Source organism: Cupriavidus sp. SHE (genome assembly GCF_000812445.1).
Lineage (GTDB): Bacteria > Pseudomonadota > Gammaproteobacteria > Burkholderiales > Burkholderiaceae > Cupriavidus > Cupriavidus metallidurans.
In genome coordinates this window covers 1-25,131 of sequence record NZ_JWMB01000016.1, presented here as the reverse complement: position 1 = coordinate 25,131, position 25,131 = coordinate 1, and the positions used below count along the sequence as shown (strand labels likewise).

General features: G+C 64.9%; 22 protein-coding genes. 12 read left to right on the top strand and 10 right to left on the bottom strand.

Annotation, left to right across the window (positions count from 1 at the left end; genetic code table 11):
* Positions 1-100 precede the first annotated feature (100 nt).
* Positions 101-679 carry a septation protein IspZ gene (locus RN01_RS07595; protein ID WP_017514261.1) on the top strand — a complete coding sequence of 193 codons (579 nt, stop codon included), beginning with the start codon at positions 101-103 and terminating at the stop codon, positions 677-679.
* A 19-nt stretch (positions 680-698) separates the two neighbouring features.
* Here the strand turns inward: RN01_RS07595 and RN01_RS07590 are convergent, their stop codons facing one another.
* From RN01_RS07590 to RN01_RS07565, 6 genes are all read right to left on the bottom strand, one after another.
* Positions 699-2,156 (bottom strand): GntP family permease, encoded by a 1,458-nt coding sequence (locus tag RN01_RS07590; protein ID WP_017514260.1) that lies wholly within the window; start codon positions 2,154-2,156, stop codon positions 699-701.
* Positions 2,157-2,159: 3 nt separating this feature from the next.
* The gene (locus tag RN01_RS07585) at positions 2,160-3,212 is read right to left on the bottom strand and encodes a patatin-like phospholipase family protein (protein ID WP_017514259.1); all 1,053 of its coding nucleotides are present in this window, start codon (positions 3,210-3,212) and stop codon (positions 2,160-2,162) included.
* Between the two features lie 65 nt (positions 3,213-3,277).
* Positions 3,278-7,978, bottom strand: a complete 4,701-nt coding sequence (locus RN01_RS07580; RefSeq protein ID WP_024569378.1) for a hypothetical protein — start codon at positions 7,976-7,978, stop codon at positions 3,278-3,280.
* A 29-nt stretch (positions 7,979-8,007) separates the two neighbouring features.
* Positions 8,008-12,165, bottom strand: coding sequence for a hypothetical protein (locus RN01_RS07575; RefSeq protein ID WP_024569377.1), 4,158 nt, complete (start codon positions 12,163-12,165; stop codon positions 8,008-8,010).
* A gap of 168 nt (positions 12,166-12,333) precedes the next feature.
* Positions 12,334-12,975, bottom strand: a complete 642-nt coding sequence (locus RN01_RS07570) for a DUF1109 domain-containing protein (protein ID WP_017515745.1) — start codon at positions 12,973-12,975, stop codon at positions 12,334-12,336.
* Positions 12,972-13,556, bottom strand: a complete 585-nt coding sequence (locus RN01_RS07565; RefSeq protein WP_049799845.1) for a sigma-70 family RNA polymerase sigma factor — start codon at positions 13,554-13,556, stop codon at positions 12,972-12,974. The genes RN01_RS07570 and RN01_RS07565 overlap by 4 nt, the downstream gene beginning before the upstream one ends.
* Positions 13,557-13,882: 326 nt before the next feature.
* Between RN01_RS07565 and RN01_RS07560 the strand changes: the two genes are divergently transcribed.
* The 10 genes from RN01_RS07560 to RN01_RS07510 all read left to right on the top strand — a co-directional run bounded on the left by RN01_RS07560 (position 13,883) and on the right by RN01_RS07510 (position 21,422).
* Entirely contained in the window at positions 13,883-14,167 is a 285-nt protein-coding gene (locus RN01_RS07560; RefSeq protein ID WP_008646072.1) for a DUF2282 domain-containing protein, read from the top strand.
* A gap of 31 nt (positions 14,168-14,198) precedes the next feature.
* Positions 14,199-15,035 carry a DUF692 domain-containing protein gene (locus RN01_RS07555; protein ID WP_024569376.1) on the top strand — a complete coding sequence of 279 codons (837 nt, stop codon included), beginning with the start codon at positions 14,199-14,201 and terminating at the stop codon, positions 15,033-15,035.
* Positions 15,032-15,808 carry a DNA-binding domain-containing protein gene (locus tag RN01_RS07550; protein ID WP_024569375.1) on the top strand — a complete coding sequence of 259 codons (777 nt, stop codon included), beginning with the start codon at positions 15,032-15,034 and terminating at the stop codon, positions 15,806-15,808. The genes RN01_RS07555 and RN01_RS07550 overlap by 4 nt, the downstream gene beginning before the upstream one ends.
* A gap of 25 nt (positions 15,809-15,833) precedes the next feature.
* Positions 15,834-16,304, top strand: coding sequence for a DoxX family protein (locus RN01_RS07545; protein WP_017515456.1), 471 nt, complete (start codon positions 15,834-15,836; stop codon positions 16,302-16,304).
* 384 nt (positions 16,305-16,688) lie between these two features.
* On the top strand, positions 16,689-18,026 hold the full coding sequence (locus RN01_RS07535; protein ID WP_017515454.1) for a short-chain fatty acid transporter: 1,338 nt from the start codon (positions 16,689-16,691) through the stop codon (positions 18,024-18,026).
* Between the two features lie 22 nt (positions 18,027-18,048).
* On the top strand, positions 18,049-18,345 hold the full coding sequence (locus RN01_RS07530) for a YciI family protein (protein WP_008646080.1): 297 nt from the start codon (positions 18,049-18,051) through the stop codon (positions 18,343-18,345).
* A gap of 22 nt (positions 18,346-18,367) precedes the next feature.
* Positions 18,368-19,426 (top strand): cyclase family protein, encoded by a 1,059-nt coding sequence (locus tag RN01_RS07525; protein ID WP_017515352.1) that lies wholly within the window; start codon positions 18,368-18,370, stop codon positions 19,424-19,426.
* 28 nt (positions 19,427-19,454) lie between these two features.
* Positions 19,455-19,739 carry a muconolactone Delta-isomerase gene (gene catC, locus RN01_RS07520; protein ID WP_008646082.1) on the top strand — a complete coding sequence of 95 codons (285 nt, stop codon included), beginning with the start codon at positions 19,455-19,457 and terminating at the stop codon, positions 19,737-19,739.
* Between the two features lie 15 nt (positions 19,740-19,754).
* Positions 19,755-20,534: a 3-oxoadipate enol-lactonase gene (gene pcaD / locus RN01_RS07515; RefSeq protein ID WP_017515351.1), complete on the top strand. Its 780-nt coding sequence runs from the start codon at positions 19,755-19,757 to the stop codon at positions 20,532-20,534.
* A 75-nt stretch (positions 20,535-20,609) separates the two neighbouring features.
* The gene (locus tag RN01_RS07510; protein WP_024569374.1) at positions 20,610-21,422 is read left to right on the top strand and encodes a YdcF family protein; all 813 of its coding nucleotides are present in this window, start codon (positions 20,610-20,612) and stop codon (positions 21,420-21,422) included.
* A 392-nt stretch (positions 21,423-21,814) separates the two neighbouring features.
* Here the strand turns inward: RN01_RS07510 and RN01_RS07505 are convergent, their stop codons facing one another.
* On the bottom strand, positions 21,815-22,357 hold the full coding sequence (locus RN01_RS07505) for a hypothetical protein (protein WP_024569373.1): 543 nt from the start codon (positions 22,355-22,357) through the stop codon (positions 21,815-21,817).
* Positions 22,358-22,701: 344 nt separating this feature from the next.
* Here RN01_RS07505 and RN01_RS07500 point away from each other — a divergent pair, with 344 nt between their 5' ends.
* Positions 22,702-23,343 carry a cold shock and DUF1294 domain-containing protein gene (locus RN01_RS07500; RefSeq protein ID WP_231582267.1) on the top strand — a complete coding sequence of 214 codons (642 nt, stop codon included), beginning with the start codon at positions 22,702-22,704 and terminating at the stop codon, positions 23,341-23,343.
* Between the two features lie 92 nt (positions 23,344-23,435).
* Here RN01_RS07500 and RN01_RS07495 read toward each other — a convergent pair whose 3' ends face one another.
* The 3 genes from RN01_RS07495 to RN01_RS34565 all read right to left on the bottom strand — a co-directional run.
* Positions 23,436-24,107, bottom strand: a complete 672-nt coding sequence (locus RN01_RS07495; RefSeq protein WP_024569372.1) for an NAD(P)H-binding protein — start codon at positions 24,105-24,107, stop codon at positions 23,436-23,438.
* Between the two features lie 393 nt (positions 24,108-24,500).
* A complete protein-coding gene (locus RN01_RS07490; RefSeq protein WP_017516116.1) occupies positions 24,501-24,800 on the bottom strand; it encodes a putative quinol monooxygenase in 300 nt (99 codons plus the stop codon).
* 136 nt (positions 24,801-24,936) lie between these two features.
* The coding region (locus RN01_RS34565; RefSeq protein ID WP_039016661.1) for a hypothetical protein at positions 24,937-25,131 on the bottom strand (195 nt) is incomplete at its 5' end.

Below are 25,131 nucleotides of genomic sequence, written 5' to 3'. Positions count from 1 at the left end.
CGACACTTCGCAGAACTATGCAATGATCAGTTTGACGCGCTCTGGCGTCCGGATCACTTGCTGCGACGCACCGCCAGTTGGAGACTGGGAAAGGACCCGCATGAGCGCATTCTTCTACGCATTACGACCGGTATTGTTCGACTCGCTTGGCGTGATCGTCTTTGCCGTACTGTTTGCCATGAAAGTCGATGTCGTGGTGGCCACAGCGGCAGGTACTGCCGTGGCGGTCGGCGTGGTGCTCTGGGCGAGGTTCCGGGGTGAGCCCATTGCCGCGCTGCAATGGATCAGCCTGATCAGCGTGCTGGTATCGGCCGCTGCCACGTTACTGACGAACGATCCCCGCTTCGTGATGGGCAAGCCCAGCGTGCTGTATGCGCTGGTCGGCGTGGTCATGCTGCGCGGTGGCTGGATGCACCGCTACGTGCCGCCGGTCGCGCGGGAGCGCATGGGCGATCTGCTGACCCGTTATGGCTACCTGTGGGCCGGGCTGATGCTGCTCACCGGCGTGCTGAACCTGGTGGTGGCAGTGGCGTTCACGGCATCGTGGCCGCTCTTTATCGGCGTGTTTCCGCTGGCATCGAAACTTGCGCTGTTCGGCATCCAGTTCACGCAAATGAAGCTGGCCGCGCGGCGGATGGGAATCGTGCAGCCCCAGGTCGGCGGGGAGGGGGCCGCCTGACCCCGCGGTTCATCAGGCGTCAGAACGACCCAACCCAACTCCCCAGCGCGATCACGGCCGCCAGCGCCAGCATTGGGCCGACGATCCCCACCATCACGATGCCGCCGTAGCTTTCCCGATGCGTGGCCCCGCATACGGCAAGCAGCGTGACCACGGCGCCGTTGTGCGGCAGCGTGTCGAGTGTGCCGGCGCTCATCACTGCCACGCGATGCAGGATGGCCGGATCGATGCCCAGGTCGAAGGCACGTGTCAGGTAGGTGCCACCCAACGCATCGAGCGCAATGGTCAGGCCGCCAGAGGCTGAGCCGGTCAGCGCCGACAATACGTTTGTTGCCACGGCCAGCGACACGAGTGGGCCTCCCTCGATCGACAACACCCAGTCCCGCACGACGCCGAACCCGGGCAGGCTGGCGACCACCGCGCCGAATCCCACCAGACTGGCGACGCTGAGCACCGGCAGGGCGGCGGCGTGGGCACCAGCCCCCATGCTGTCGCGCAATTCCGGCAGGCGCCGGAAATTCAGCGCAATCAGGCAGAGGATGGCGGCGGTCAGTGCGACGATAACGGACCACACGCCGCTGACTGCCTGCAGCGTGGTCGCGCCCCACTCGGGCAGGCCGAGGTAGTCGGCATCCACCCGTGGCAGCACCACGAAGCTCATGAGCAGGTTCACCACGATCACCACGGCCAGCGGCAGCAGCGCGATAAAGGCCGCTGGCGGCTCGTCGCTGCGACTGCCTTGCAGCGCCTCGGCCGGGTCGAATTCGCGTGCGGTACTGGCAAGCTCACGGATCAGCGGGCGCTCCGCTACCTCATCGGGCGAAGCCTCCTCTTCGGCAATGGCGTAACCCTCGCCCTTGCGGCGCGCAGCGTTCTCGCGCTGCGACAGCCACCACAGCCCGAACGTCAGCATGATCGCGCTGGCCACGATACCCAGGCCGGGCGCCGCGAACGGCGTGGTGCTGAAGAACGGCATGGGAATCGCGTTCTGGATCGCCGGCGTGCCCGGCAGCGCCGACATCGTGAACGTCGACGTACCCAGTACGATGGCGGCGGGCATCAGCCGTGGCGGGATGTCTGCCGCGCGAAACAGCGCGTGCGCCATCGGCGCCAGCACAAAGAACGCCACGAACAGGCTTACGCCGCCGTAGGTCAGCAGCGCGCCCGCGAGCACCACGGCCAGCATCGCTCGCTGGGGACCGAGCACGCGCGTCATCCATTCGGCGATGGCCGTGACGGAGCCGCTGTCGTCCATCAGCTTGCCGAACAGGGCGCCGAGCAGGAACAAGGGGAAGAACTGGGCGACGAACCCCGCCGCCGTGCCCATGAAGGTCTGGGTCCAGTGAGCCAGCAGCGGTTCGCCCGCCGTGGCCGCGGCCAGCAGGGCCGCTGCCGGCGCGATGATCAGGATGCTCCAGCCGCGAAACGCGAGCCAGATCATCGCCCCCAGGGCGATAACGATGCCAAGGAGACCCATGGTTCAGATCTCCTCGAGCAGTTCGTCGAGATTGAACGAAGAGCGCTGGCCGAGCGCATCGCCGTGCTCGGCCAGGAATTGCGAAGCCGCGTCACGTCCTTCGTCGCGCAGCAGGCACAGGAACGACCACTCCGCATTCATCTTCGATGCCGTGCCGTACTCCGCGATCTTGTCGCTGGCAATGCGGTGGATGCGCATATTGGCCCATTGAGCCCCTTCCGCGTCACCGGGATCGGCCACGCGCTGCAGCACCGCCATCATCCGCAACTCCTTGAGCAGCGCGGCGTTGAACGAGATTTCGTTGAGGCGGTTCACGATGTCCCGGGCGCTGCGTGGCGCGCCGGGGCGGGCCACGGGGTTGATCTGCACAAGGATCGTGTCGTGCGAGCAGCATTCCCGCACCAGCGGCGTGATCGTCGGATTGCCGGCGTAGCCGCCATCCCAGTACGGCACCCCGTCGATTTCCACGGCCTGGAATACCGTGGGCAGGCACGCCGAGGCCAGCAGTACCTCGGACGTGACCTCCGCGTTCTTGAACACGCGTCCGCGGCCGGTTTCCACATTGGTGGCGGTGACGAACAGGTGGATAGGCGCGCGCGCCAGCAGCTCAAAGTCGATGCTGGCCTGCAGGATATCGGCCAGCGGATTGCTGCCGGCGCGGTTCAGGTCATAGGGCGACCAGATCCGAGCAGCCAGATCGGCGGCGACGAACAGCGGGGAATCGTCGAGGGTCCAGCGGCCCAGGATCACGTCCAGCGGGCTGCGGCGGAACGGGCTGAAACGCGCCGTCTCGGAGACGCGCTGCCAGAAGTCCGACAACGCCTGCCGGGCGCCTTCGGCACCGCCAAGCGCGTGGCCATGCACGAGCACTGCCGCGTTCATGGCGCCGGCCGAGGTGCCGGAAATGCCGTCGATCTCCAGCCACGGCTCTTCGAGCAGCCGATCGAGCACGCCCCAGGTGAAGGCGCCGTGCGCGCCGCCGCCCTGTAGCGCCAGGTCGATCAGCAGCGGCTCCCGCCCTGGCGGCGGTGCGGCGGTCTTGCCATCGTCGGCCATGTGTCTCTCCGTTGGGTGAATCACGTGAGGTACAAGCCGCTCTATTATTTGTGTTGCGCTGCAACTTAGGCAAGCGGAAAGAATGTCGTGTAGACCAGACGTTCCTCCACCACCCGGCGCCGCAACGATTTGCCGGCCCGGACTTCTGGCACGGTGCGGTCGGTGTAATACCGCTCGAACTCCCGGATCGCCAGCCGTGCGGGCTTGCCGGCGACATCGGGCAGTGTGACCGTGCCGGACCAGATCACCGGATCCAGCAGGTCGCCCAGCGATGGCCGTGTCACGTCGATTGCCCCCGCTGCCCCAATGGCGCCAATTGCCCCAATTGCCCCAATAGCCCCGGTGACGGCAGCCGGGGGCGCGATGCGGCCAAGCCCTAGCACTTCGGGGACGATGCGCTGCGGCGCCTGCCCCACCAGATGCTGGCCGACGGTGCCGATATTCAGCGGGGCCTTCGGGTCCAGCAGGCTGTCCGCCAGCACGCGAACATCCTGCCAGGCCAGATCGCTGTCGATGGCAGGGTCCCGCGTCTGCAGCACGACTTCCACCTTGTTGCGTCCGGTCTCGCCCTCGGTGCCGAATGGCGGGATAAACGAGATGTCGAGATATTCGCCATCGGCCGACCACTTCATCGGTCCGTGGGCCGGCACGGTACCGCGCAGGCTGACGTTGACCTGTGTTCCGGTGCGGGCGAAGGTGGCGCGTCGGCGCGGCAGGACCTGAGCGAAGTCGCAGAGCACGACTTTCGACACCAGCGCCTCGTCGATCGCATTTGGCTGGTAGCGGACCAGCGCCAGCCGCACGAACGGCATATAGGTCAACCCCGGGTCCAGCTCGATATCGCAGTACCAGCAACTGCGTTCGGCGTGCCAGTGAACCCGATGCCCGACCACCATGACTTTGGGTTTGCCCGCTTCCTGCAGTGGGGCCATTGCCGATGTCACCCGCGCCGGGAAGTCAGTGTCGTGGATCGACATTTTCGGCAGTACCGAATCCCAGAGCGGATCGGCGCCCCACTGGGTCACGAGCCCCTCGAGCGGCAGCGGGATGCTGGCGAAATCCCCGCGGGCCGGCAACACGACGCCGAGCAGTTCGCCTTCGCCGGACGTGAACCACGGGCGATCCAGCCATACGCGCACGCCGTTGCCGAGCCGGGTGGTGTCGAAGTCCGTGTTGGTGGGCGTGCCGCTCCAACGGAACGTCGGCACGCAGTAGCGCACGCGCGGCGCATCCGGCGGAGCGCTGGCGGGTATGACGGTATAGGCGTCGGTGGCGTCGGTGGCGTCGGCAGCCCGCAGCATCGGTGCGCCTGGATCGTCGTCGGCGCCACGCACCATGCGCGGCCCCTGGGCAAATTGCCCGGTACGGGTGATGGCGTTCGGGTCCGCATAAAGGGCCGCCGGCAGGTACTCGCGGAAGCGCGTCGTAGCCCGCAGGCAGTACGACACCAGACGGCATTTCGTATCGCCGAATTCGTGCTGGTCGCCGCGCGCGCGGGGTCGTTGCGGATCAGCGATCATCGCATCGACAAGCGGACCCAGGCTGTCGAGGTTGGGTCCGTTCTCCGGCAGGGCGATCTCCGCCAGCGTGCCCTCGCATTGCGCGACCCGGGGGCCTGCGGCGTCGGCGGGGTCATCGATCCATTCGGTCCATGTCGCCTGCAACTCCAGCTTGCCCGTGCTCGGCCCATGCACCCGCACACGCGCGCCAAGTTTGGCAAAGCGATCGCCCGGGCTACGTGCTGTGCCCAGTCCGGTCAGGAATTCCGGCGTGCAAACCGGTTGCTGCGTCGCGTGAACCAGTACCAGCGGCCGGTACGGCGTGAGCATCCATGCCGCGCCAGTCAGCGCCATCTGCTGTAGCAGCGCCTTTTCGGCGGCGGTATCCACCCAGTCTGGCAGGCCGAACGTGCCGATCAGGTCGGGATGGACAAAGCTGGCATAGGTCAGCCTGGCGATCTGGCCCTTGGGCAGAAAGAACGTCAGGGTGCGGGCGTCGGCGTCCCAGCGCGGCGCGCCGTCGTCGGGATACGTGACCTGACAGTGCGGATCGGCGAGCAGCCCGATGCGCTCGGCCAGCACGATGCGCAGCCCGCGTGTATCTGGCCAGCGCTGGTCGAACGCCACCATCAGGACGAGTTCGTTACCCGGAATGGCGACGATCTCGGCGCCCGCGCCCAGTGACATCGGCCCGGTCACGCCGGGCAGTCGGCTGCCCGGCGCGGCGCGCAGCGCGATGCCCCCGGCTGCGACATCGGGCAGCCACGGCGTTGGCACCCGTGCCTCGCGATGGATCACGTACTGGCCAGCCGCGAGCCGGTCGCCAGTCGGGTTATCCGGCGACGGCAGGGCTGGCGGCACCGCGACGGTGGTGGCAACGTTCGCCAGCGCCGTGGGGGTGATCAACGCCACGTCAGTGCCGGGACCGGCATCGTAGAGCGTGCCCGATTCGCGCGCGGCCAGCGCGTACGCGTCACGGATACCCGATGCGGACCCGAACATCGGATCGAACAGACCGTGGGTCTCGCACAGCGTTTGCGACGCCTTGGGTGGCACCACATGCCGCTCGTTCGCAGGCGTGTAGGCGAAATCGGCGGAAGCGGGCAGCTTGATCGCATCGGCAAACGCGCCGGTCGTCAAAAAGGTGGTTGGATCGGCGTCGTAGTTGCTGCGAATGACCATGCGTTCCAGCGACTCCCCCTCGCTGGCACGCGCGCGTTGCACCAGCACGGGCGGGTCCACCGGCTCGAAACGCCAGTACGTGACTGGCTGCGTGACCTCCAGTTCGTTTTCTCCGTCACCGAGCGAGGGGTCGTCGACATCGAGGCTGTTACCGGCGAGATCGACCAGCCGCGCGCGCAAGCGATAGGCAAAGCCGAAGCGCAGCCGGGGCAGACTGCCTTTCGCGGCCACGAAGCTGGCCAGGATGCCGTTCCCATCGGTAGCGGCCGCGGCATCGGTCACATCGGTCGGCACTTCGGCCTGCACGCCCGAATCGCCATCCTGCGCGCGCAGCGTGCGGCCCGGACGCGGCACTACCAGGCTCCATCCAGCCCAGCGGAACAACGATTCGTGCAGATAGTGATCGTCTGGGTCAGCGCCGCTGGAAGGGTTGGCGGTACTCGTCGTCGATGCGCCCTTGACGTAGCCCTCGTCGTCGGCAGGCAGCGAGAGCTTCGCGCCCGTCGCGGCAATCTGGTACGCGCCTTGCCGCCGGCACAGCGATTGCCAGCGGCCCGGCTTGCCTCCGATGATCGGCTGCACGTCGACCCTATACCCGCGCAGCACATCTTCCGTGAACAGGGCAATCCCGGCTGAAGCCGCCGCGCCGCTGCGGACGGCGCCATCCTTGGCGGCGCTGCTGGCCGCCCCAAAGGCCAGTGCGGCGGCACGCCCATGGCGGGAGACACCGATCCCTCCGGCACGCAACGCGGCAACGGGCTGGTCGTCCCCGGTGGTGTAGGTCACCGCGCCATCGGTGCCGGTCTTGTGGCTCTTGTCGATCAGCCGCTGCGCCGACAGCACAAAATCCACGGTCTTCAGCGCGGTGCCGTCCGGGTCTACCTGATAGACGTCGAACGGAATACGCTTCGACTGGTCCCAGCGATCATTGGCGCCGCCCAGCCGCAGCATTCCCATGTGGTGATCGTTGGTGCGCGGGCGGGCCGTGAAGCGTTGCGAGTCGGCCTGCCACGCGGTGGCCGGGCAGCCATCCACGCCGGGATCGTGATCATTGGCCCAGCGCAGATCGAGTTGCATCGTCCCTTGCGCGTTGCCTTGCTGGCGGACCTGCTGATCGATCGGGTTCTCGGCGGGCAGGACGAAGTCGAGCAGCACACCAAGTCTGCGCAGCAGGGCTGGGTAGTCGCTGTAGGACGCCAGACGCTTGTGGAAGTCGAGCGTCTGGGTCTCGGGCGGCGGGGGAATGTCCTTGCCGCTCGGCCGGCGCATGGCAAGCGCATCTGCCGAGAGGGGTTCTCGGCGATAGAAGCGGTCGGCCTGGTACAGCGTGTACTCGGCGGCGGTGGCCCAGTTGGCCATCAACGCCGTATCGGGCTTGCCGTTGGGCGGCTGCCAGTCCGGCGGCAGCACGCGCACCGGGAAACTAGCGCCGTTGACCGGGTTGCCGCCCCTGTCGACACCGATGCCGGCCGCGATGCCCGAGTATTTCGAGTTAGGGCCGAATACGCTATTGCGCAGCACCTGCTCGATGCCGCCATCGCCGTCGTTGAAGAAACGTGCGAAGCCACCCTGGCGCTCCGCGCCCACCTCGCGCGGTGCCCCCATGTCGATCAGCATGGCGCGTAATGCCGGATTGGCCGATGACCAGGGCAACAACGTCGGGTGCCGGCTGGTGGCGCCCACGGCCAGTTGCGCGTAGTACTTGCGCGCCAGGCCGAGCACGTTGCGCACGGCGTAGGAGCGCAGGTTGACCCGGCTCATGTCCTTGAAGACGAAGCCATCAACCGGCGTCTCCGGCGCGAAAAGCTGGCTCCACAGATCGACGTCGGGCTGTGCCTGACCGGCAAGCGGCCCAAGTGGCTCGAGTGGCAGCAACGTGGTGCCGATGCGTAGCCCGAACTTTGCCTCGGCCACGGTCCTTGGCCAGAGCAGCCATTCAGGAAAGGCCCGGAGCGCTCGCTCGTTCGCGCGTTCGGGTGTCAGTCGCGGCGAAGCGACGACCGACACCTTGAGGCGCCCCTTCAAGGCCCCCTCGGTCACGCGCCCGGCGGGCAGGACCGTCCAGAGAATCGTTTGCGTGGCCATGCGCAGCCCCCTGTTTGACCAACGTCGGGTCAGGCAAATGCCTCGGCGTACTGCCGCCAGGCGTACTCGGTGTCGTCGTGGATCAGCGCCAGTTCGTCCGTCAGCGGCAGGGCCGGCTGCAGCCCCATGAGTTCGCGGAAGGTCGGGTCACCGTTCGCGCCGGCGAACTTTCGCTCGCAACTGATCGTGACGCTGGTGGAGAACAGGAACACCTCGACTTCGATCGTCAACTGCGCGCGCCCCACGCACTTGCCGCTTTGCGATTCGTACGCCAGCGCAAGGTACAGTTCGATCGACGCCGTGATCAGCCCCAGCACGCTGACGCTGCCGCCAAGGCGGAAATAGCCGGTCAGGGCGCAGTTGTCCTGCTCCATGCGGAAGTAGATGCCGGCCATGACATGGACACCACCGGATGCCACGCCGAGGTTGACCGAGATGCTGGCGCCAAACTCGAACGAGGCTTCCAGCAACTGGATGCCACCCGGATCAAGCGTGATGCCGAAGAACCCGCCGCCGCCAAACATGCAGACCGACAGATTGAACGGCTGCTCGCGCGTGCAGAAGTTGAACCGCACCGCCAGCGGCTGGCCGATGAACGGCACCGTGAACCCGGCGCCCAGCGCGAGGTTGCTGAGATTGAACATGCCCACCGAGATCGACGGCAGGGCCACGTTGAAGCCCGCATCGATCCCCTGGGTGGAAATATCCAGGTAGGGCGGGTCGGAGAAGCCGTCGAGCGGTATCAGGTCGCGCAGCGTCTCCACGAACGAGAGCGGGCCGATAAATTTGATGTCGTTGAGCAGCACGTCGACGTTCATCTTGTCGGCGGTGCCAACGCGGAATTCGATCTTCTCGAAATTCAGTTCCAGGAAGCCGGCAGCGCCTATCAGGATCAGGTCGAAATGCTTGAGCGAACTGACGACCGTCAGCTTCGGCTGCCCGCCGCCCGATTTCTTGACCTTGGCCTCCACGGCCACCGAGAAGCCGGCGGGGTCGTTGGGGTGAAAGATCGGGCCGGAGGCCGGCCAACTGACGATGCGCGGGTTCCAGTTGAAGCGGATGGTCAGTTCATCGCCGAACAGCACCTGCAAAAGCGCGCGGAGCACATCATCGCTCACTGCGAGCGCCTGCATCATCGCGTCGAGTACGTTCAACAGCGTCTGCCGCGCCGCGCCTTCGAGCAGCCGGAAGTTGGCGAGGGTATTCCGCAGCGGTGCCAGCGCGTTCTGCACGGCCTTGAGGTGAGCAAAAAGCGCATCCGGATTGCTCAGCAGGGCCTGGAACGCCTTCGGGTCGCCGAGGATCGCATCGAGCGCGGCGAACAGCGCCTTGCCTTCGGCCACCAGCGCGGCCACCGTGCCGAGGTCGCCGGCAAGCGCAGAGGCAACGTTGGCGGCCTGAACCAACGACTGACGCAGGCCAGAGGGTAGCGAGACACCGGCGACCGTCGCACCCGCGGTGGCGCGCAATTGATCCGAGGCGCTCTGCACAGCCGTGATCGCCGTGGCGAGATTGGGCAGGGCTGGCGCTGCGTCGATCGACGTGTTGACCAGTGGCGCGATAGCGTTGCTGAGTGCGGTCAGCGCGGCTTGCAGGGCGTCCAGTCGCGCCTGCGCATCGGCAACGAGCCCCGGCGCGTAGGTGGCGGCCTGCTGTTTCAGGTCTGCCACCGTCGAGCCGATGGCGCTCACCCCGCCCGTGGCGGCGCTGCCAGTCTGCCCGGCCAGCCCAGTCAAGGCGGCATAAAGCTGCGCCAGACCGTTCAGGAATAGTTCGGCCTGGCTGCCGCACTCCGAGACAAAGCGCGGCACCTGCTCGGGCGTGTCCACCAACGACGTCACTGTCTCGATGACCGCGCCGAGTGGAATGCATCCGAACAGCAACGGAAGGTTGGGCAGTCCTGCGCCGGGGAAAGCATCCGACCCGGTCATGCGCCCGCCCACGAAATCGTTGACGGTGCCGGTGACCGGCCCGGTCAGGCGAGACACCGCGCTCGGACTGAGGTTCGGCTGGACGAAGCCGCCAGCGCGATCCCCCTGTGCGGAGAAATCGAGCCGGGCCTTGTTCTTCGGATCGTTTGGCACGATGCTGACGAACACCTGTCCCTTGTTGTCCGCGCCGAACTCGCTGGTCAGGTAGGTGTTGTTCCATTCCACCACGTTGGCGTCGCCGCTGCCCGTAAGCTGCGCCAATGCAGGAATGCGCACCGTGGCCCGAACCACCTTCGGATAGAAGGCAGGACGCTGCTGGGTCTGGCCGTACGCCTTCAGCGTTGGATTGCCGGTGCCAGCTTCCGCGCCGAAGCGTAGCTCGCGCACCTCCAGCACCGTGTCACCGGGCTGGGCGCTACGCGCCAGCGTTATCGATTGCGGCGCCATCGTCGCGCCACGTCCCGTGCCGGGGACCTCGCCAGGTGGCAGCCCTTGATCCCAAAGCGTCTGCGCTTTGGCGAACGTGTCGTTCGCAGTGCTCGGGTCCATGGCGATGGATTCATACATGAACACCATCGGCAGGTCGAAGCGGATAGCGCGCCCGTCGAGATCCGTGCCTTCGCAGCGGAATGGAAACGGCACGCCGCCTACCAGGGGCCAGATCGGGGCCGTCGTCGGCGTCACCGGGCTCAGGTCCGGCGTCACCAGGCTCAGGATGCGCACGCTGGTCAGGGGCATCTGCAGATGCAGTTGCGTGCGACCATCGGTACCGCTGCGCAGATCGGTCTCCGTGAAGGACCGCTCGCGTTCGCGCACGATGATGAACGTGCGCTTGCGAAGCACCGCCGCATTGCCGGGCACGCCGCCATGCTGGAATTTTCGCTCGGTGACTTCGACCAGCACCGCGCGGTGCCCGAAGGGCCATAGAAACCCGCGCTTGACCGTGCGTACGTAGTGGTCGCGCCCCATGCTGCCGCGATGGGTCCAGGCGACGAGGTCGATCGACTGGGGGCCGTCCCATATGCCACGCACGTTGATCCACGCGCCCAGCGCGGAGAGCATCAACTGATCGGCAGGAATCGCGGCGGGGGTGTAGCCCGAGCGCGAGAAGTTGGACGACAGATGGACAATGCTGTAGCGGTCCATGTCGTTGAGTGCTGCCTTGAACGGCATGTCCGCGGGATTGGGCAGTTCCCCGACGGCGGCCGGAAACTTGGCCTGCATCGGCTTCGACGTCCCTTCACCCGCCAGCGCCCAGACCGCGCGCACGATGCGGTTGGGGTCGGGGTGCGGGGGCACGATGGTGCCCTGATCGGTGGGTGCCACGAGCTGGGTGTGCCATAGCTCCGTATGTCCGTCCGGCGTGGTGACTGGCGCCACCGCGTGATGCCAGCGCTCATCGGCATCGGGGCTCAGGATCAGGCGCCAGGGTACCTCCAGCGCGGTCTGCTGGGCGGTAGGTTCGGCGGGACGGGGTTTCAGGCCCGACAGGATCGGACCCAGCCCGACGTCCGTGGTAACGCCCCGGCGAACGTCGATGGCCGGCAGGGCCGCACGGCGCCGTGCCGTAGCCGGGGCCACCTGCCGCCGCTCAAGCGTCGACGTATCGCGCTGGACCGATGCGAGCTTCAGGTTGCGTAGCGTGATGCTCGGCAGGGCGGCGCGCTGGGCCAGCGTCAGATTGCCGGTTGCCTGCGCGATCAGCCCGCCGAGCCATTCGGGAAAAGACAGGGGCGGTTGCGCGGCCGTGGGCGGCAGGGCATTGGCGCCAACGGCCAGTGGCAGATCGCGCACGGCCGTAAGCACGCCTTCAAGCGTGTATGGGATATCGAAGCCATCAGGCACAGCAAACGCGATGCGCGACTCGCCCGCGATACGCGCGCGCGCCGGCAGCGTGACGGGGGGATCAACGGCTGGTGGGGAGGATTCGGCGAACGCCTGCTCGAAGATCGACTGAGGCGGAAAATGCAGGACCAGCGTGGCCACGCCGCTGCCGGTCTTGCGCAGCCGTGGCGGGCTGCCTCGCTGCACGGTCAGATTGTTCAGTTCCACCCGCAGCACGAGCAGGTCGTCCTGCCGGACCACCGGCTGACCGGGGCGGCCCGCGTCGAAGAAATTCTGATTGGGATCGGGCGCGACAGGGAGCGGGATCGGGATCGGAATCGGCCGGATTACCACGGGGCCATCGACACGCGTTTTGACTGAAGCTGTCTTGCCGGCGGCCGGCGTCGGCCTGCGCGGGACTCTGCTGACCATCGCAGCCCCCTTTCAGAGAATGTTCTGATTGTTTGCAAGAAACGGGGTCACGGGCAGCGTCCCGGGACACAGCCAATATATTCAGTCCGCGCGTTTGCGGAATTCGATATCTTGCAGATCAGATCTGAGACGGGCCACGCGCGGGGGGCAGGGTGTGGCCGTGGCGTCTCACCAGCGCAGCAGGCGCGGACCGAACAGCCAGCCCAGCGCCGCCGGAATCAGCATCCCGGCCAGATACCAGATTGCCCAGAACGGGACCTCCATTTCCGGGCAATGCAGGCAATAGACGATAGTCGCCACCGAACCGGCGAGCAGACCCGCCAGGGCGCCGGCGGCGCGGAGGTTCGTTGGGGCCATCTGCCGAACCGCCCAGACCACCGCCACGCACAGCGGCAAGGACAGGAACACGATATTGAACGGGCAGGTCCTCCACGTCATGCCGAGCATCAGTTGCAGCCGCTGGCTTGCCGGCACATTGGCCAGTACCGCCAGGGCGCCGATCCACACCGCCAGCACCGGCACGCCCGGCACCGCCCAACGGGTACCCACCTGCGCGCCGGGCACCACCAGCCGTTTCAGCACAACGAATGCGCCGATTGCCAGCGACAGCGGAAACGCCACCTTGAGCCAGAAGATCGGCGTGACCAGCATCACGCGGATGTCTGGGCGCACCCCATACGTCATGGTCAGCAGCAGGAGCGCGCCGGCGGCCCCGGCGCAGAGCGCCTGGACGAACGCCCGGCGCATGATGTGCGGGTCCACCGGGCGGATGCCGGTGGCCAGCAGGGAGATCAGATCGTCTGTCTTCATGATGTGAACAGGCGCGCTTTGGCGGCCAATGCCTTGAGTCCGCGATGAATACCTACCTTGACCGCCGATTCGGACAGCCCCGTCAGCCGGGCGGTCTCAGCCACCGACAGGCCCTCCAGTTTCACGTGCAGGATCGGTAGCCGCTGCTTGTCCGGCAGTTGCTCGAGCAGGCCGCTCAGGTCGAGTCGTGCATCGTGCGCCGGCGCATCGTCGCTATGGCAGAGGATGTCCGCGACATCGTCCAGCGACTCCGTCGCCCCGTGACGGGAACGGCTACGCAGGAAATCCAGCAGCTTGTAGCGGGCAATCGCGTAAACCCACGCCGTCAGCGGTTCCTCGGCGCGGTAGGTGTGCCGGGCGTTGTGCACCGCCAGAAGCGTTTCCTGGACGATGTCCTCGACTTCATCCTGCAACTGATAGAGCCGCCGCCGGACAAAGGCGCGCAGCCGGCCGGTCAGTTCGGTCAGGAATGCATGATAGGCGGCCTGATCGCCACCCAGGCCGGCCAGGAGCAGCGCGCGCAGGCGCTGCTCCACCGCATCCATGGCCTCCATGCCGGCGCGCTCGGGAGCGGGCTTCATGCAGGCGACGACTGCGCGGAGATTTGATCGATCAACATCGTCACGAGGTTCAGGGGTGATCGCTTCGAAATGATATGTGAGTGCACCCATGGCGACAATCCGCGTGCATGTGCTTCTCCGTTATTCGTCGGCAGGCGCCATCCGGTTACAGCGGACCACAAAAAAATATTCTCCCAGGCGGCTGTAACCGGTGACGGATCCCCGGCGAATTGACAGTCAGATCATCCGACCACCGAGCCCAACAACCTTGCGTCGCAAGGCAGGCCGGGCGGGACCACGGATATCTGACTTCCCTTCACATTGATCCGCTCTCAAGGAGTATCGCCATGAACACCATCAAGCTCGCCGCCGCCGTGACCCTGGCCGCCCTGACTTCGGGCGTCGCCCTGGCGCAGAACAGCACCATGCAGCAGTCCAAGGACAAGCCCGCCATGGAGAAGTGCTACGGCGTGGCCATGGCCGGCCAGAACGATTGCAAGGCGGGGGCGGGCACGACGTGCGCCGGTACCCAGAAGACCGATTACGAGCGCGACCACTTCAAGTCCGTGCCCGTTGGTACCTGCGCGACGATCAAGACGCCGCACGGCATGGGCACGCTGAAGCCGATGTAAGCCGGATAGCAGCCCGTTGGAGACGTCTACCATGACAGCGACACCACGCGCGGGGCTTGGACTCAAGCCGCAACACTTCGAGCAGGCGCTGCAATGCGCCGAGCCGGGCCTGTGGTTCGAGGTCCACCCGGAGAACTACCTGATGGCAGGCGGTCCGCGCCTGGCGTGGCTGACGGCCATCAGGGAGCGCCATCCGTTGGCACTGCACGGCGTGTCGCTGTCATTGGCGGGCGATGCCCCGCCGGACGAGGCGCATCTCGATCGGCTTCACGCACTTTTGCGGCGGATCGAGCCGGTGCTGGTTTCCGAGCATCTGGCGTGGTCGACGCTGGACGGGCGCTACGTGCCGGATCTGTTGCCGGTGGCGCGGACCACGGCCCGACTGGCGCAAGTGGCGGCCAATATCTCCCGCGTTCAGGACCGCCTTGGATGTGCCATCGCGCTGGAGAACCCGTCGCACTACCTGCGCATGGACGAGCACGACTGGAGCGAGACCGATTTTCTGGCCGAACTGGTGCGGCGCACCGGTTGCGGGCTGCTGCTGGACATTAACAACGTTTACGTCAGCGCCCGAAACATGGGTTACGACGCGTGGGACTACCTGACCCGCGTGCCGGCCGAAGCCGTGCGGGAGATTCATCTGGCCGGACATAGCTTCGACGACGAGTTCGGCGCGTCACTGCTGATCGACTCGCACGATGCGCCGGTGGCGGAGGCCGTCTGGTCGCTATATCGCCGCTTCGTGGCGCGGGTAGGTGAGCGTCCGACGCTGATCGAACGGGACGACAACATTCCCGAATTCGCCGACTTGCTTGACGAGCGGGATCGCGCGCAGTCCATCCTGGACGCGGAGGTCGCCACATCATGAACGCTAACGGACATCACTTTCAGGACGATTTCCTGCGCGCCATTCTGGCGCCGCCGGGCATCGCGCCGCCGTGGACCCCAATCACGCCGCTGACGCAGCAGCCCGGTTTCAAGGTCTATCGCAACACCGTGCTCAAGGGCTGTGTGGATGCGCTGGCCGCGAATTTCCCGACGGTCCTGCGGCTGGTAGGGGAGGACTGGTTTCGCGCGGCGGCGCTGATCCACGTCTGCGCGGAGCCCCCGCGCAGCGTCTGCCTGATTGAGTATGGGCAGGAATTCGCCGATTTCCTGTCGGGATTCGAGCCTGCCGCGGCACTGCCATACCTGCCGGACGTGGCACGTCTGGATCGCCTCTGGACCGAGTCCCACCTGGCCGCCGACGACGAGGCGCTGGACGCGGCGGCACTGGCCACGCTGAACGGGGGTGATCTCCTTGGCGCGGCGCTACGGCCATGCGCCAGCGTGCGCTGGCGCTGGTTCGAAACGCCTGCCTTCACGATCTGGCGGGCAAATCGGGAGCAGCGTGACCTCGAAGGCGAACTGGAATGGATCGGGGAGGGCGCCTTGCTGACGCGGCCAGAAGGTGCCGTGGTCTGGCAACACGCCACGCAGGGCATGTGCGCCTTTCTGGATGCCTGCGCCGCCGGCGCCAGCCTTCAGATCGCCTGCCAGTCCGCCACGATTGCCGAGCCTGGCATCGACATCGCCCGCCTGCTGGCCACGCTGCTTGGCGCGCGGGTTTTCGCAGACATTCACGGCGCAGACATTCACTGAGCCTATCCAGCTTGCCGAGGTAGCCATGTCAAACGTATCCCATACCGATTCCCCAGTGCGGGCCGATACCACGCTCTGGTCGAACCTTACAACGCGGGCCTCGCGGCTGATCAGCGACTCGTTTCTGGCATTGCTGGCACGGCTGGCAATTGCCTCGGTGTTCTTTCTGTCGGGCCGCACCAAGGTCACCGGGCTGCTGACGATCAAGGACAGCACCTATTCGCTGTTCGAGCAGGAGTACAACCTGCCGCTGATCCCGCCCGAACTCGCGGCCCATCTGGCCGCGTACGCCGAGCACCTGTTTCCGGTGCTGCTGGTGCTCGGCCTGTTCACGCGATTTTCAGCGTTCGCGCTGCTGGGGATGACGCTGGTCATCGAGATCTTTGTCTATCCCGATGCCTGGCCCACGCACCTGACCTGGGCCACGCTGCAACTCTTCCTGATTGGCCGGGGGGCGGGCGCCTTCTCGCTCGACCGCCGATTCGGCATCACGTAGCCCTCAAGTGGACCTCAACCTGGCCCGAGAAACCTCTCGGGCCTTCTCCTTCCGCCCCGGCACGCTCGTTGGCCGGGGCATTCTCCTTTCTGCATAGCGGTTCTGTGCGGATATCGACCAGATCGAGGCCGTCCGACCGCGCGTCAATGCTGCACTGCGCAATCCGATTGCTGGCGTATTCGCAAGGCCAGAGGCCCCAGGTCAGGCAGAGCATGTCGCGCTGCAATGCAGCATCGGATAGTTGTGACTTCCGCACTAATTAAGCAATTCATTAACTTGACTTTGCGCATACGGACTCTTACGCTCCCGATCTTCATACAAGACGTTCGCATGTAGAACGCTAGTTCGATATGCGTTCATTTCGGATTTCGTAGGAGACAGATCTTGAGTAAGGTCGCCGGGTTCTTTACTGAACTGATGCGCCGGTATTTGCCGGACCCCTTTGTATTCGCCATCGGCCTGACGTTGCTGACGATGGTCATGGCAATGCTGGTAGAAGGACAGGCCGCCCAGGCGGTCATCACGAACTGGGGCAAGGGGTTCTGGAACCTGCTCTCGTTCACCACCCAGATGGCGGTGATTCTGGCGATGGGCTACGTGCTGGCCACCGCGCCGCTGGTCGACCGCTTCCTCAACGCCATCGTCGCCCGCGTGCAGACGCCGCGCGGCGCCATCATCGTGGCCACGCTGGTAGGCGGTATCGGCAGCTATCTGAACTGGGGCTTCGGCTTGGTGATCGGCGGCATCATCGCCCGCAAGCTGGCGCTGAAGGTCAAGGGCGTGCATTACCCTCTGATCATCGCCTCGGCCTACAGCGGCTTCACGATGTATGGCCTGGGCCTGTCTGCCAGCATCCCGGTACTGATCTCCACCCCGGGCCACCCGATGGAAAAGCTGATGGGCGTGATCGGTCTCAAGGAGACGATCTTCTCCACGCCGATGCTGCTGACGAGCCTTGCCGTCATCGTCACGCTGCCGCTGCTCAACGCAATGCTGCACCCGCGTGATGCCAAGGAAGTGGTGGAAATCCGCGAGGAGAACACCGCCGAGGACAGCGCCGCCGGGCACGGCCACAGCATGGGCATCGAGAACACGCTTGCCACGCGTATGAACAACAGCCGCCTGCTGAGCCTGATCATCGGGCTGTGCGGGCTGGCCTACGCGGGTCTGCATTTCTCGCAGGGTGGTTCGCTGGACCTGAACCTGATCAACTTCCTGATCCTGTTTATCGGCGTGCTGCTGCTGGGCACTCCGGCCAACTACGTGGCCAAGCTGAACGAAGGCATCAAGACGATCTCCGGCATCATCCTGCAGTATCCGTTCTACGCAGGCATCATGGCGGTCATGGCCGGCTCCGGGCTGGTGGACAGCATCTCGCGCGTGTTCGTCGATATCGCCACGCCGCAGACGCTGCCGTTCTGGGGTCTGGTCAGCTCGTTCGTGATCAACTTCTTCGCGCCGTCCGGCGGTGGCCACTGGGTGATCCAGGGTCCGTTCATGATCGATGCGGCCAAGGCCATCAACAGCTCGGTGGCGCAGACGTCGATGTCGGTCATGCTCGGCAACGCCTGGAATGACCTGGTGCAGCCGTTCTGGATTCTGCCGGCGCTGGCGCTGTCGAAGCTGAAGCTCAAGGACGTGATGGGCTACACCGTGATCATGATGTTCTGGGTCGGCGCGATCTATATCGTCGCCATGCTGGCCTGGGGCGCGCAGATCTGACAACCGATACAGGAGACATTCGATGCCGTACCTCATTGAGACCTTCGACAAGCCCGAACACCAGCATGTACGCCAGGCCAACCGGCCCGCGCACCTGGAGTTCCTGGCGGAGAACAGCAAGCTGCTGCTGGCCTGCGGGGCCAAGCTCAATGATGACGGCAGCGATGGCGGCGGTGGCATCTACATCGTCGACGTGGACACGCGCGAGGCCGCGCGGGCACTGATCGAGGCCGATCCGTTCTTCACGGCCGGCCTGTTCGCCGACATCCGGATCGTGCGCTGGCGCAAGGCGTACCTGGACGGCGTCTGCCATCTCTGAACGCCAGTCCGGAGCGTCAGCCATGAAACGATGGAAGCAACGGCCCGAAGGCGCCAACTGGGGCGACTTCGGTGATGACGACCAACTCGGCCGCCTGAACCTGATTACCGCGGAGCGCGTGCGTGCCGCCGCCCGCGAAATCCGCAGCGGCAAGACGTTCTGCCTGTCTCTGCCGCTCGATCTGCCGGGCGGCAATGTTCTCAATCCACGCCGGCATCCGCCGGTGCTGCGACCCACGTTCCGTGACGACGTGGCGTACGTCAACTTTCCGCTGGCCAAGGTCGACCCAAACGCGCTTGATGTCTTGAGCGACGACCAGGTACTGCTGTCGATGCAGTACTCGACGCAGTGGGATTCCCTGGCCCACGTCGGCGCGCTGTTCGATGCCGATGGCGACGGCGTGGCCGAGCGGGTCTACTACAACGGCTTTCGCCCCAATACCGACATCGTTGGCCCGGTCGACTACGCCGAAGGCGATCATTTCTCCGCGCACCCGTGCGGCCATGACCACAGCCACGCCGACGCGCTCGGCATCGAGACCTTCGCCGCGCACGGCATCCAGGCGCGTGGCGTGCTGATCGACCTGGCCGCGCATTACGGGCGCGAGTGCCGCACGGTCGGATACGACGACCTGATGCGCGTGATCGAGGCCGATGGCATCGTGGTCGAACCCGGCGACATCCTTGTGCTGCGCACCGGGTTTGCCGAGATGGTGATGGAGATGGCCGGCCAACCCGATGCCGAGGTGCTGCACCATAGCTGCTGCGCGCTGGACGGCCGCGACGAACGCCTGCTGCAATGGATCACCGATTCCGGCATCGCCGCAATCGCCGCGGACAACTACGCCGTGGAGCGCTATCCGGCACGGCCCGCGCCAGAGGGAGCAGGGCCGGTGCCGATGCTGCCCCTGCATCATCATTGCCTGTTCAAGCTCGGCCTGCCGCTGGGCGAGCTGTGGTACCTGCGCGATCTCGCCGCATGGCTGCGTGCCGAGGGTCGTCATCACTTTTTCCTGTCGGCGCCGCCGCTGCGGCTGCCGGGTGCGATGGGGTCGCCGGTGACGCCCGTCGCCACCGTCTGATTTCGCCGGATTCACAAGGAGCCCCCACATGTTGTTCATGGTGGAAATGACCGTCCGTATCCCCCAATCGCTCGACCCGGAAGTGGCCGATGCGATCAAGGCCAAGGAAAAAGCCTATTCACAGCAACTGCAGCGCGACGGCAAGTGGCGCCATCTGTGGCGCGTGGCTGGCCTTTACGCCAACGTCAGCATCTTCGACGTGAAGGATGCCGACGAACTGCACACGCTGCTGACCGGTCTGCCGCTGTATCCGTACATGGAAATGAAGGTCACCGCGCTGGCGCAGCACGGCTCGGCTATCGCGCAGAACTGAACCACGGGAGCCGTCATGCCTTTTGCCGACCTCTCCGACGTCCGGATCCACTACCGCCTGGATGGCGCCGAGCACCTGCCGGTGCTGGTGCTGTCCAACTCGCTCGGCACCACCCTCGACATGTGGCAGCCGCAGATCGCCGCGCTGTCCCAACACTTCCGCGTGCTGCGTTATGACACGCGCGGCCATGGCGAGTCGGGCGTGACACCCGGCCCGTACAGCATCGCGCAGCTTGGCGGCGATGTGATCGGGCTGCTCGACCATCTGGGTCTGCAGCGCGTGCATTTCTGCGGATTGTCGATGGGCGGCATCACCGGCATGTGGCTGGCGCTGCATCACGCGGATCGCCTGAACCGCCTCGTGCTGTGCAACACCGCGGCCTATATCGGGCCGCCCGAGAACTGGACCAATCGCGCCGCGCTGGTGGAGCGCGAGGGCATGGCCGCGATCACGGCGGCCGTGGTCGACAAATGGCTGACGCCGGACTTCAGCGCGCAGCAGCCGGAACTGGTGCAGCGTCTGCAGGCCATGCTCGGCGCCACCAATCCGAGCGGCTATGCCGCCAACTGCCTGGCCGTGCGCGATTCCGATCTGCGCACCGAGATCCAGCGCATCCAGACGCCGACGCTGGTGATCGCCGGCTCGGGCGATATCCCCACGCCGCCCGCTGACGGCCGCTATCTGGCCGACACGATCCCCGGCGCCCGCTACACGGAGTTGTACGCCGCCCACCTGTCGAATCTGCAGCAGGTGGAGGGCTTCACCCAGGCCGTGCTGACGTTTCTCGGCAGCTGATCCGAGCGGTCATTTGCCCGCCGCCACGCGGTACGGGTAGCATTGCCCGCCTGACGACAACTTCTCGGGCGGGTGATGATCGACAAGCAGTACGGCGGCAAGCCTGCATGGCGACTGGCCATGGCTGTGGTGGGAGCCTTGCTGGCGGGCGACGGCATCGCCCTGATGCTGATGGGTGTGTTCAACTTCGGCATCGTTCTGCCGTTTTCGCTGGGTGTCGCCCTGATGGGCCTGGCCTGGGGCTGGGCCGCCATCGCCCGGTGGCGCGCGGCGGTGCCCTGGCGGCAATGGCTCTGGCGCGCCGGCTGGACAGGGTTGATTGTGTGGCTGGTCAGCGTCGCCATGTTCTTCCAGCATATGCGGCACGGCATCGCCGACATGGCGCCGAACGCATCGGCGGCGGGCGCCCCCGTGGCGATCGTCATTCTGGGTTCAGGGTCGCCCAACTGCGAGGTATCGCCCACGCTCGCGGCCCGGCTCGATGAAGGGCTGCAACAGGCCAGCCGTTTCCCGGCGGCATCGGTGGTCGTCAGCGGTGGGCAGGATTTTGGCCGGTTGCCCTGCACCGAGGCCGGCATCATGGGGGATTACCTGCTGGCGCATGGCCTGGTCCCGGATCGCCTGATCCGCGAGGATCGCAGCACCAGCACCGCGGAAAACATGCAGTTCAGCCGCGAGATACTGGCCCGACACGGCGTCCGCGCCACCGATCCCGTGCTGGTGGTGACCAGCGACTTCCATCTACTGCGCGCCGAGCGGATCGCCCGCAAAGCGGGCTTTACGACACTTTCCGGCGCGGCTGCCGCCACGCCGCTCTATATCCGCTACAACGCCTGGCTGCGCGAGTATTTCGCGTATATCAGCGGCTGGGTGCTTGGCGAGTACTAAAAAAGACATCCGGGACGGCGGCGGCAAGCCCGATAAACAGAGCCACCGGCCGTGCATATACCCAGAATTGGCGATGTGCAACGGCAGCCGATCCGGTCATCATGCCGGCACGGGCGTTTGCCGCGACTCGCCTGTTACCACTTCCAGCCCTCATTCCTCCCGGCCTGAGGGCTTTTTCTTTGCTTCTTCGCGATTTACGGGGGGGTGTCGGAAAACGACCCTACTCGGACATCCAGCGGTCTTAGCAATGATGACCGGTACGGGCCCGAACTCGGTCGTCTGGCACCGAGTGCTTGCAGCTTCGTCCGATATACGCGATCCCGTCCAGCGCCGTTCCGTAGCCGGTGGTGGCTCCCCAAGGCTGCTTAGCCCAATGCTCCGAATGTTGGGTATTAGAAAAACAATTGCTTCTGAGACCGCTCGAACTCATCCATCAAGGCATCGTGACCGAGTTGATTTCGAATCTCTGACTCATCTTTGGTGAGCGGTACCACCAGGGAGAAGCTCGTCCGCCGCTCATCGAAGTCCTTATTGTCAGGTATTGCTTCACAATCAACTGATGTCGCCGCTCTCAGCAAGACCACTCCGTACGGCGCACATGCAATCGAGGAAAGCTCGTTTGGCAGCACTACTGTCTCTCCGGGTCGTAGTGCTTTGGACGTTTCGCGCTCATAGTCCTCTAGATTTGCCAAGATGAGCGCCGTCTCACTCGGATTGGTTTTCGTGAGTGCTAGGAAGACGCTTTGCGAATAGGTTGGCAAGTTGAACACTATCCGCGACGGCGTATCGACATCCCGGATTTCAGAATGTACGACACGATATTTTCCTGAAAACGAACCTGAGAGCGAAAACTCCAGATAATCCACTTCATCTGTAGTGGGCAAGCTCTCAAAGAGGAATGACAATATCTTCGCTTGATATATTGAGAGTTTCATTTGAGTGCTGCGCTGAGAGCAACTCGGGCTAAACACACGAGCAAGGGCAATACGGTAGCATCGGGCCGCGGCGGAATCCATGATTGCGAAGTGGGGTGTCCGTAGCTCGCGACAGCATAGCCGACGGTCCGTTAGCGCTCCAGAAGCGGCCTTTCGTGTCGGGAGCGCGAGGGTCACCTCCTGGCCGGCAAGCGACCTTGTCGAGAGGCAATTGAATTCGGGCCATATGCCGGGGCAGGGGAGGCGTGGGCTCAGGCTGGCTGTGCACCAGAGTCACCTTGGCGGCACCCCGGTCCGGATTTTGCGGCTACGCACTAGGGGCGTTATGCCCCGCCCCGCCGCAAGTGTCACTGCCCCTCACATCTCATACACTTGATGCCTCCAGCAATACCAACCCCAAGAAGATGAAAAAAGCGGGACGAATCAGATCCTGGCATGCCGATAAGGGCTACGGGTTCATCGACATTCACGCGGACATCAAGGATGTGTTCTTTCATGTCACCGCGTTGCAGACACGCTCAACTCAACCGAAGCCGGGTGATCGCGTGAGCTTCGAGCTCATCAGAGGAAAGGACGGCCGGATGCAAGCGATTAACGTGGCCATAGCGGGCGCACCGAAGTCCGCCTCCGGCTCCGGCGCAAGCTGGTTGCCGGCGCTCGTAGGTTTGGCGGCCTTGGCAATCATGGTGGTTGGTGCGCTCGGCGGTTACCTCCCTCGACATGCCGGCATCGTCAGCGTTCTGGCTAGTGTCGTCGCATTCCTCGCGTACGCTGACGACAAGACGCGGGCAAACCGAAATGCGTGGCGCATTCCTGAGGCGAACTTGCATCTGATTGCGCTCTGCGGCGGGTGGCCGGGCGCGCTCGCTGCCCAACACCTCCTCCGCCATAAGAACCGGAAGCAGGCGTTCCAGGTTGTGTTCTGGGGCACCGTCGCCTTGAACATTGGCGCACTGATGCTGTGGAAGACGGCCGTTGCCAATTGATGTACGAAGAGGGATGTCAGCAGCTTTCGACAGCGCAGCAGCCAGATTGAGCTGCGCCGCGGGCAGGAACGCGCTGAGAGACCCGGCCGCGCTCAGAGCGCGTTGCCAGTGCTGGTGAGCACGTCGGAAGGCAGAACGACCACTCCCTCCGCCGTAGGCACGGTCTTGACGAGGGACTGCGCGACCGCTTGCGCGTGTACTGGTCGATAGGCTCCGGGTAACAGTGGAGCCAGCAGCTTCGCAATCGGGATGGCGATCTGCTCGCCGATGCGCGGCGGTTGCTGCAGGCCATCCCGGGAATCCAGCAGCAGCGAAGGTCGCGCGATCACCAGCGTCGTCAGCCCCATTGATCTGAGGGCGTCTTCCAATTCACCTTTGACGCGGCTGTAGAACGTTGAGGACTTGGCGTTCGCTCCTACAGCACTAACCAGACCTGCGCGGCGGGCCCCCGCGGCGAACGCAGCCCTGGCTACGGCCAGATTGGCCTCCAGGTCGACGGCGCGGAACGCCGCTTGACTGCCGGCCACCTTGATTGTGGTGCCGAGCGCCAGATACACTTCGTCGGCTTGCGGCAACAGGGGCAAACGGCTGAAATCCACGATGTGGACCTGAAGCTTGGGATGATGGACACGCAATGGCCGGCGACTCAGGGCATGAACCTGCGAGACCGTCGGATCTGCCAGCAGAGCCTGAAGCATCAGGCTTCCTACAAGTCCGGTGGCGCCGGCCAGCAGCACCTTGCGTTGATCGGTGGGCGTGGACAAGGTGTGCTTTTCCTCAGTTCAGGCGCATGGCGTGACGGGCGCTGTCAGGTGTTTGCCCGGTCCAGTCAGGTCGTCAGGAAGCCCCGCTCGGCGCAGTACTTGATCCGGTCGGAAGCCGAAGTTCGAAGTTCGAAGTCCTTTAGCAAGGGCTGCCACCTAATGTCCAAGGAAAAAGTCTGGCTGCGGCGCTTAAGGGTGCTCATCAAGAGCCGAAACTTGAACTCGCTACTGTAGAAGTGAACTCAGTATATGGCGCACCTGCCCATTTGAACATGCAAAGCGCGTCAGTCCGGCTGCTATGCGTGCCACGATACGCGGCCTCGTTGAACTTGGCCCGCTGCGCCCGTGCGGTGGTTGGCAAACCGGTCTTGACGAAGACGGTGGCGGTTGCCTCTAGGGAGTTGCTAACCCCTGGCCGCCAATCGGTGTTGTCTCAAATCGTTCGCCGAAACCCGCGATGAGTGGTTTGCCGCGCTCGATGGCTTGTTGCACTGACGGCAAAGACAGGGAGGCTCGATGGCTATCCTGGCTGTCCCAGACCTCGGTGATCCAGATCGCATCAGCATCATTCGGATCATGGGCAACGATGTAGCTCAAGCAGCCAGGCATTCCGCTAACGCCCTCAAGGAGGATCGAGACTAGTGCCTCGCGTTGTCCAGGAATGACCTTCATCTTTCCAATCAGTCCGTACATCCTTGTTTCCTCATCACAAAAAGCTCAACTGGCGTCATCTTGAGCCAATGATGGTCGAGCGTGGTGTTTCAGTCGATCGCTCGCTGGCTTCACCACGCCACTGTTATCGCGACAGAACCGCAGCAGGCATCGGCGCCTACTTCAGCAACTTCTCGAAATCCCGGTCGAGTCGGCCCAGCGAGCCATCGATCGCCGCCCGTCGCGCGCGGATCCACGCATCCTGTTGTGCCAGTTGGGGTCGTCTCAGAAAACGGAAAATAAAGCACGCTAAGGCATAGCCGAACCTGCCAAGCTTGCTCCACCCTGTAGTGACGCGATCAGCGGGCAGGAA

Bases quoted from the DNA above. Each gene is read 5' to 3' on its own strand.
- RN01_RS07595 (WP_017514261.1), top strand. From the start codon at position 101: ATGAGCGCATTCTTCTACGCATTACGACCGGTATTGTTCGACTCGCTT.
- RN01_RS07590 (WP_017514260.1), bottom strand. From the start codon at position 2,156: ATGGGTCTCCTTGGCATCGTTATCGCCCTGGGGGCGATGATCTGGCTC.
- RN01_RS07585 (WP_017514259.1), bottom strand. From the start codon at position 3,212: ATGGCCGACGATGGCAAGACCGCCGCACCGCCGCCAGGGCGGGAGCCG.
- RN01_RS07580 (WP_024569378.1), bottom strand. From the start codon at position 7,978: ATGGCCACGCAAACGATTCTCTGGACGGTCCTGCCCGCCGGGCGCGTG.
- RN01_RS07575 (WP_024569377.1), bottom strand. From the start codon at position 12,165: ATGGTCAGCAGAGTCCCGCGCAGGCCGACGCCGGCCGCCGGCAAGACA.
- RN01_RS07570 (WP_017515745.1), bottom strand. From the start codon at position 12,975: ATGAAGACAGACGATCTGATCTCCCTGCTGGCCACCGGCATCCGCCCG.
- RN01_RS07565 (WP_049799845.1), bottom strand. From the start codon at position 13,556: ATGAAGCCCGCTCCCGAGCGCGCCGGCATGGAGGCCATGGATGCGGTG.
- RN01_RS07560 (WP_008646072.1), top strand. From the start codon at position 13,883: ATGAACACCATCAAGCTCGCCGCCGCCGTGACCCTGGCCGCCCTGACT.
- RN01_RS07555 (WP_024569376.1), top strand. From the start codon at position 14,199: ATGACAGCGACACCACGCGCGGGGCTTGGACTCAAGCCGCAACACTTC.
- RN01_RS07550 (WP_024569375.1), top strand. From the start codon at position 15,032: ATGAACGCTAACGGACATCACTTTCAGGACGATTTCCTGCGCGCCATT.
- RN01_RS07545 (WP_017515456.1), top strand. From the start codon at position 15,834: ATGTCAAACGTATCCCATACCGATTCCCCAGTGCGGGCCGATACCACG.
- RN01_RS07530 (WP_008646080.1), top strand. From the start codon at position 18,049: ATGCCGTACCTCATTGAGACCTTCGACAAGCCCGAACACCAGCATGTA.
- RN01_RS07525 (WP_017515352.1), top strand. From the start codon at position 18,368: ATGAAACGATGGAAGCAACGGCCCGAAGGCGCCAACTGGGGCGACTTC.
- catC (WP_008646082.1), top strand. From the start codon at position 19,455: ATGTTGTTCATGGTGGAAATGACCGTCCGTATCCCCCAATCGCTCGAC.
- pcaD (WP_017515351.1), top strand. From the start codon at position 19,755: ATGCCTTTTGCCGACCTCTCCGACGTCCGGATCCACTACCGCCTGGAT.
- RN01_RS07510 (WP_024569374.1), top strand. From the start codon at position 20,610: ATGATCGACAAGCAGTACGGCGGCAAGCCTGCATGGCGACTGGCCATG.
- RN01_RS07505 (WP_024569373.1), bottom strand. From the start codon at position 22,357: ATGAAACTCTCAATATATCAAGCGAAGATATTGTCATTCCTCTTTGAG.
- RN01_RS07490 (WP_017516116.1), bottom strand. From the start codon at position 24,800: ATGTACGGACTGATTGGAAAGATGAAGGTCATTCCTGGACAACGCGAG.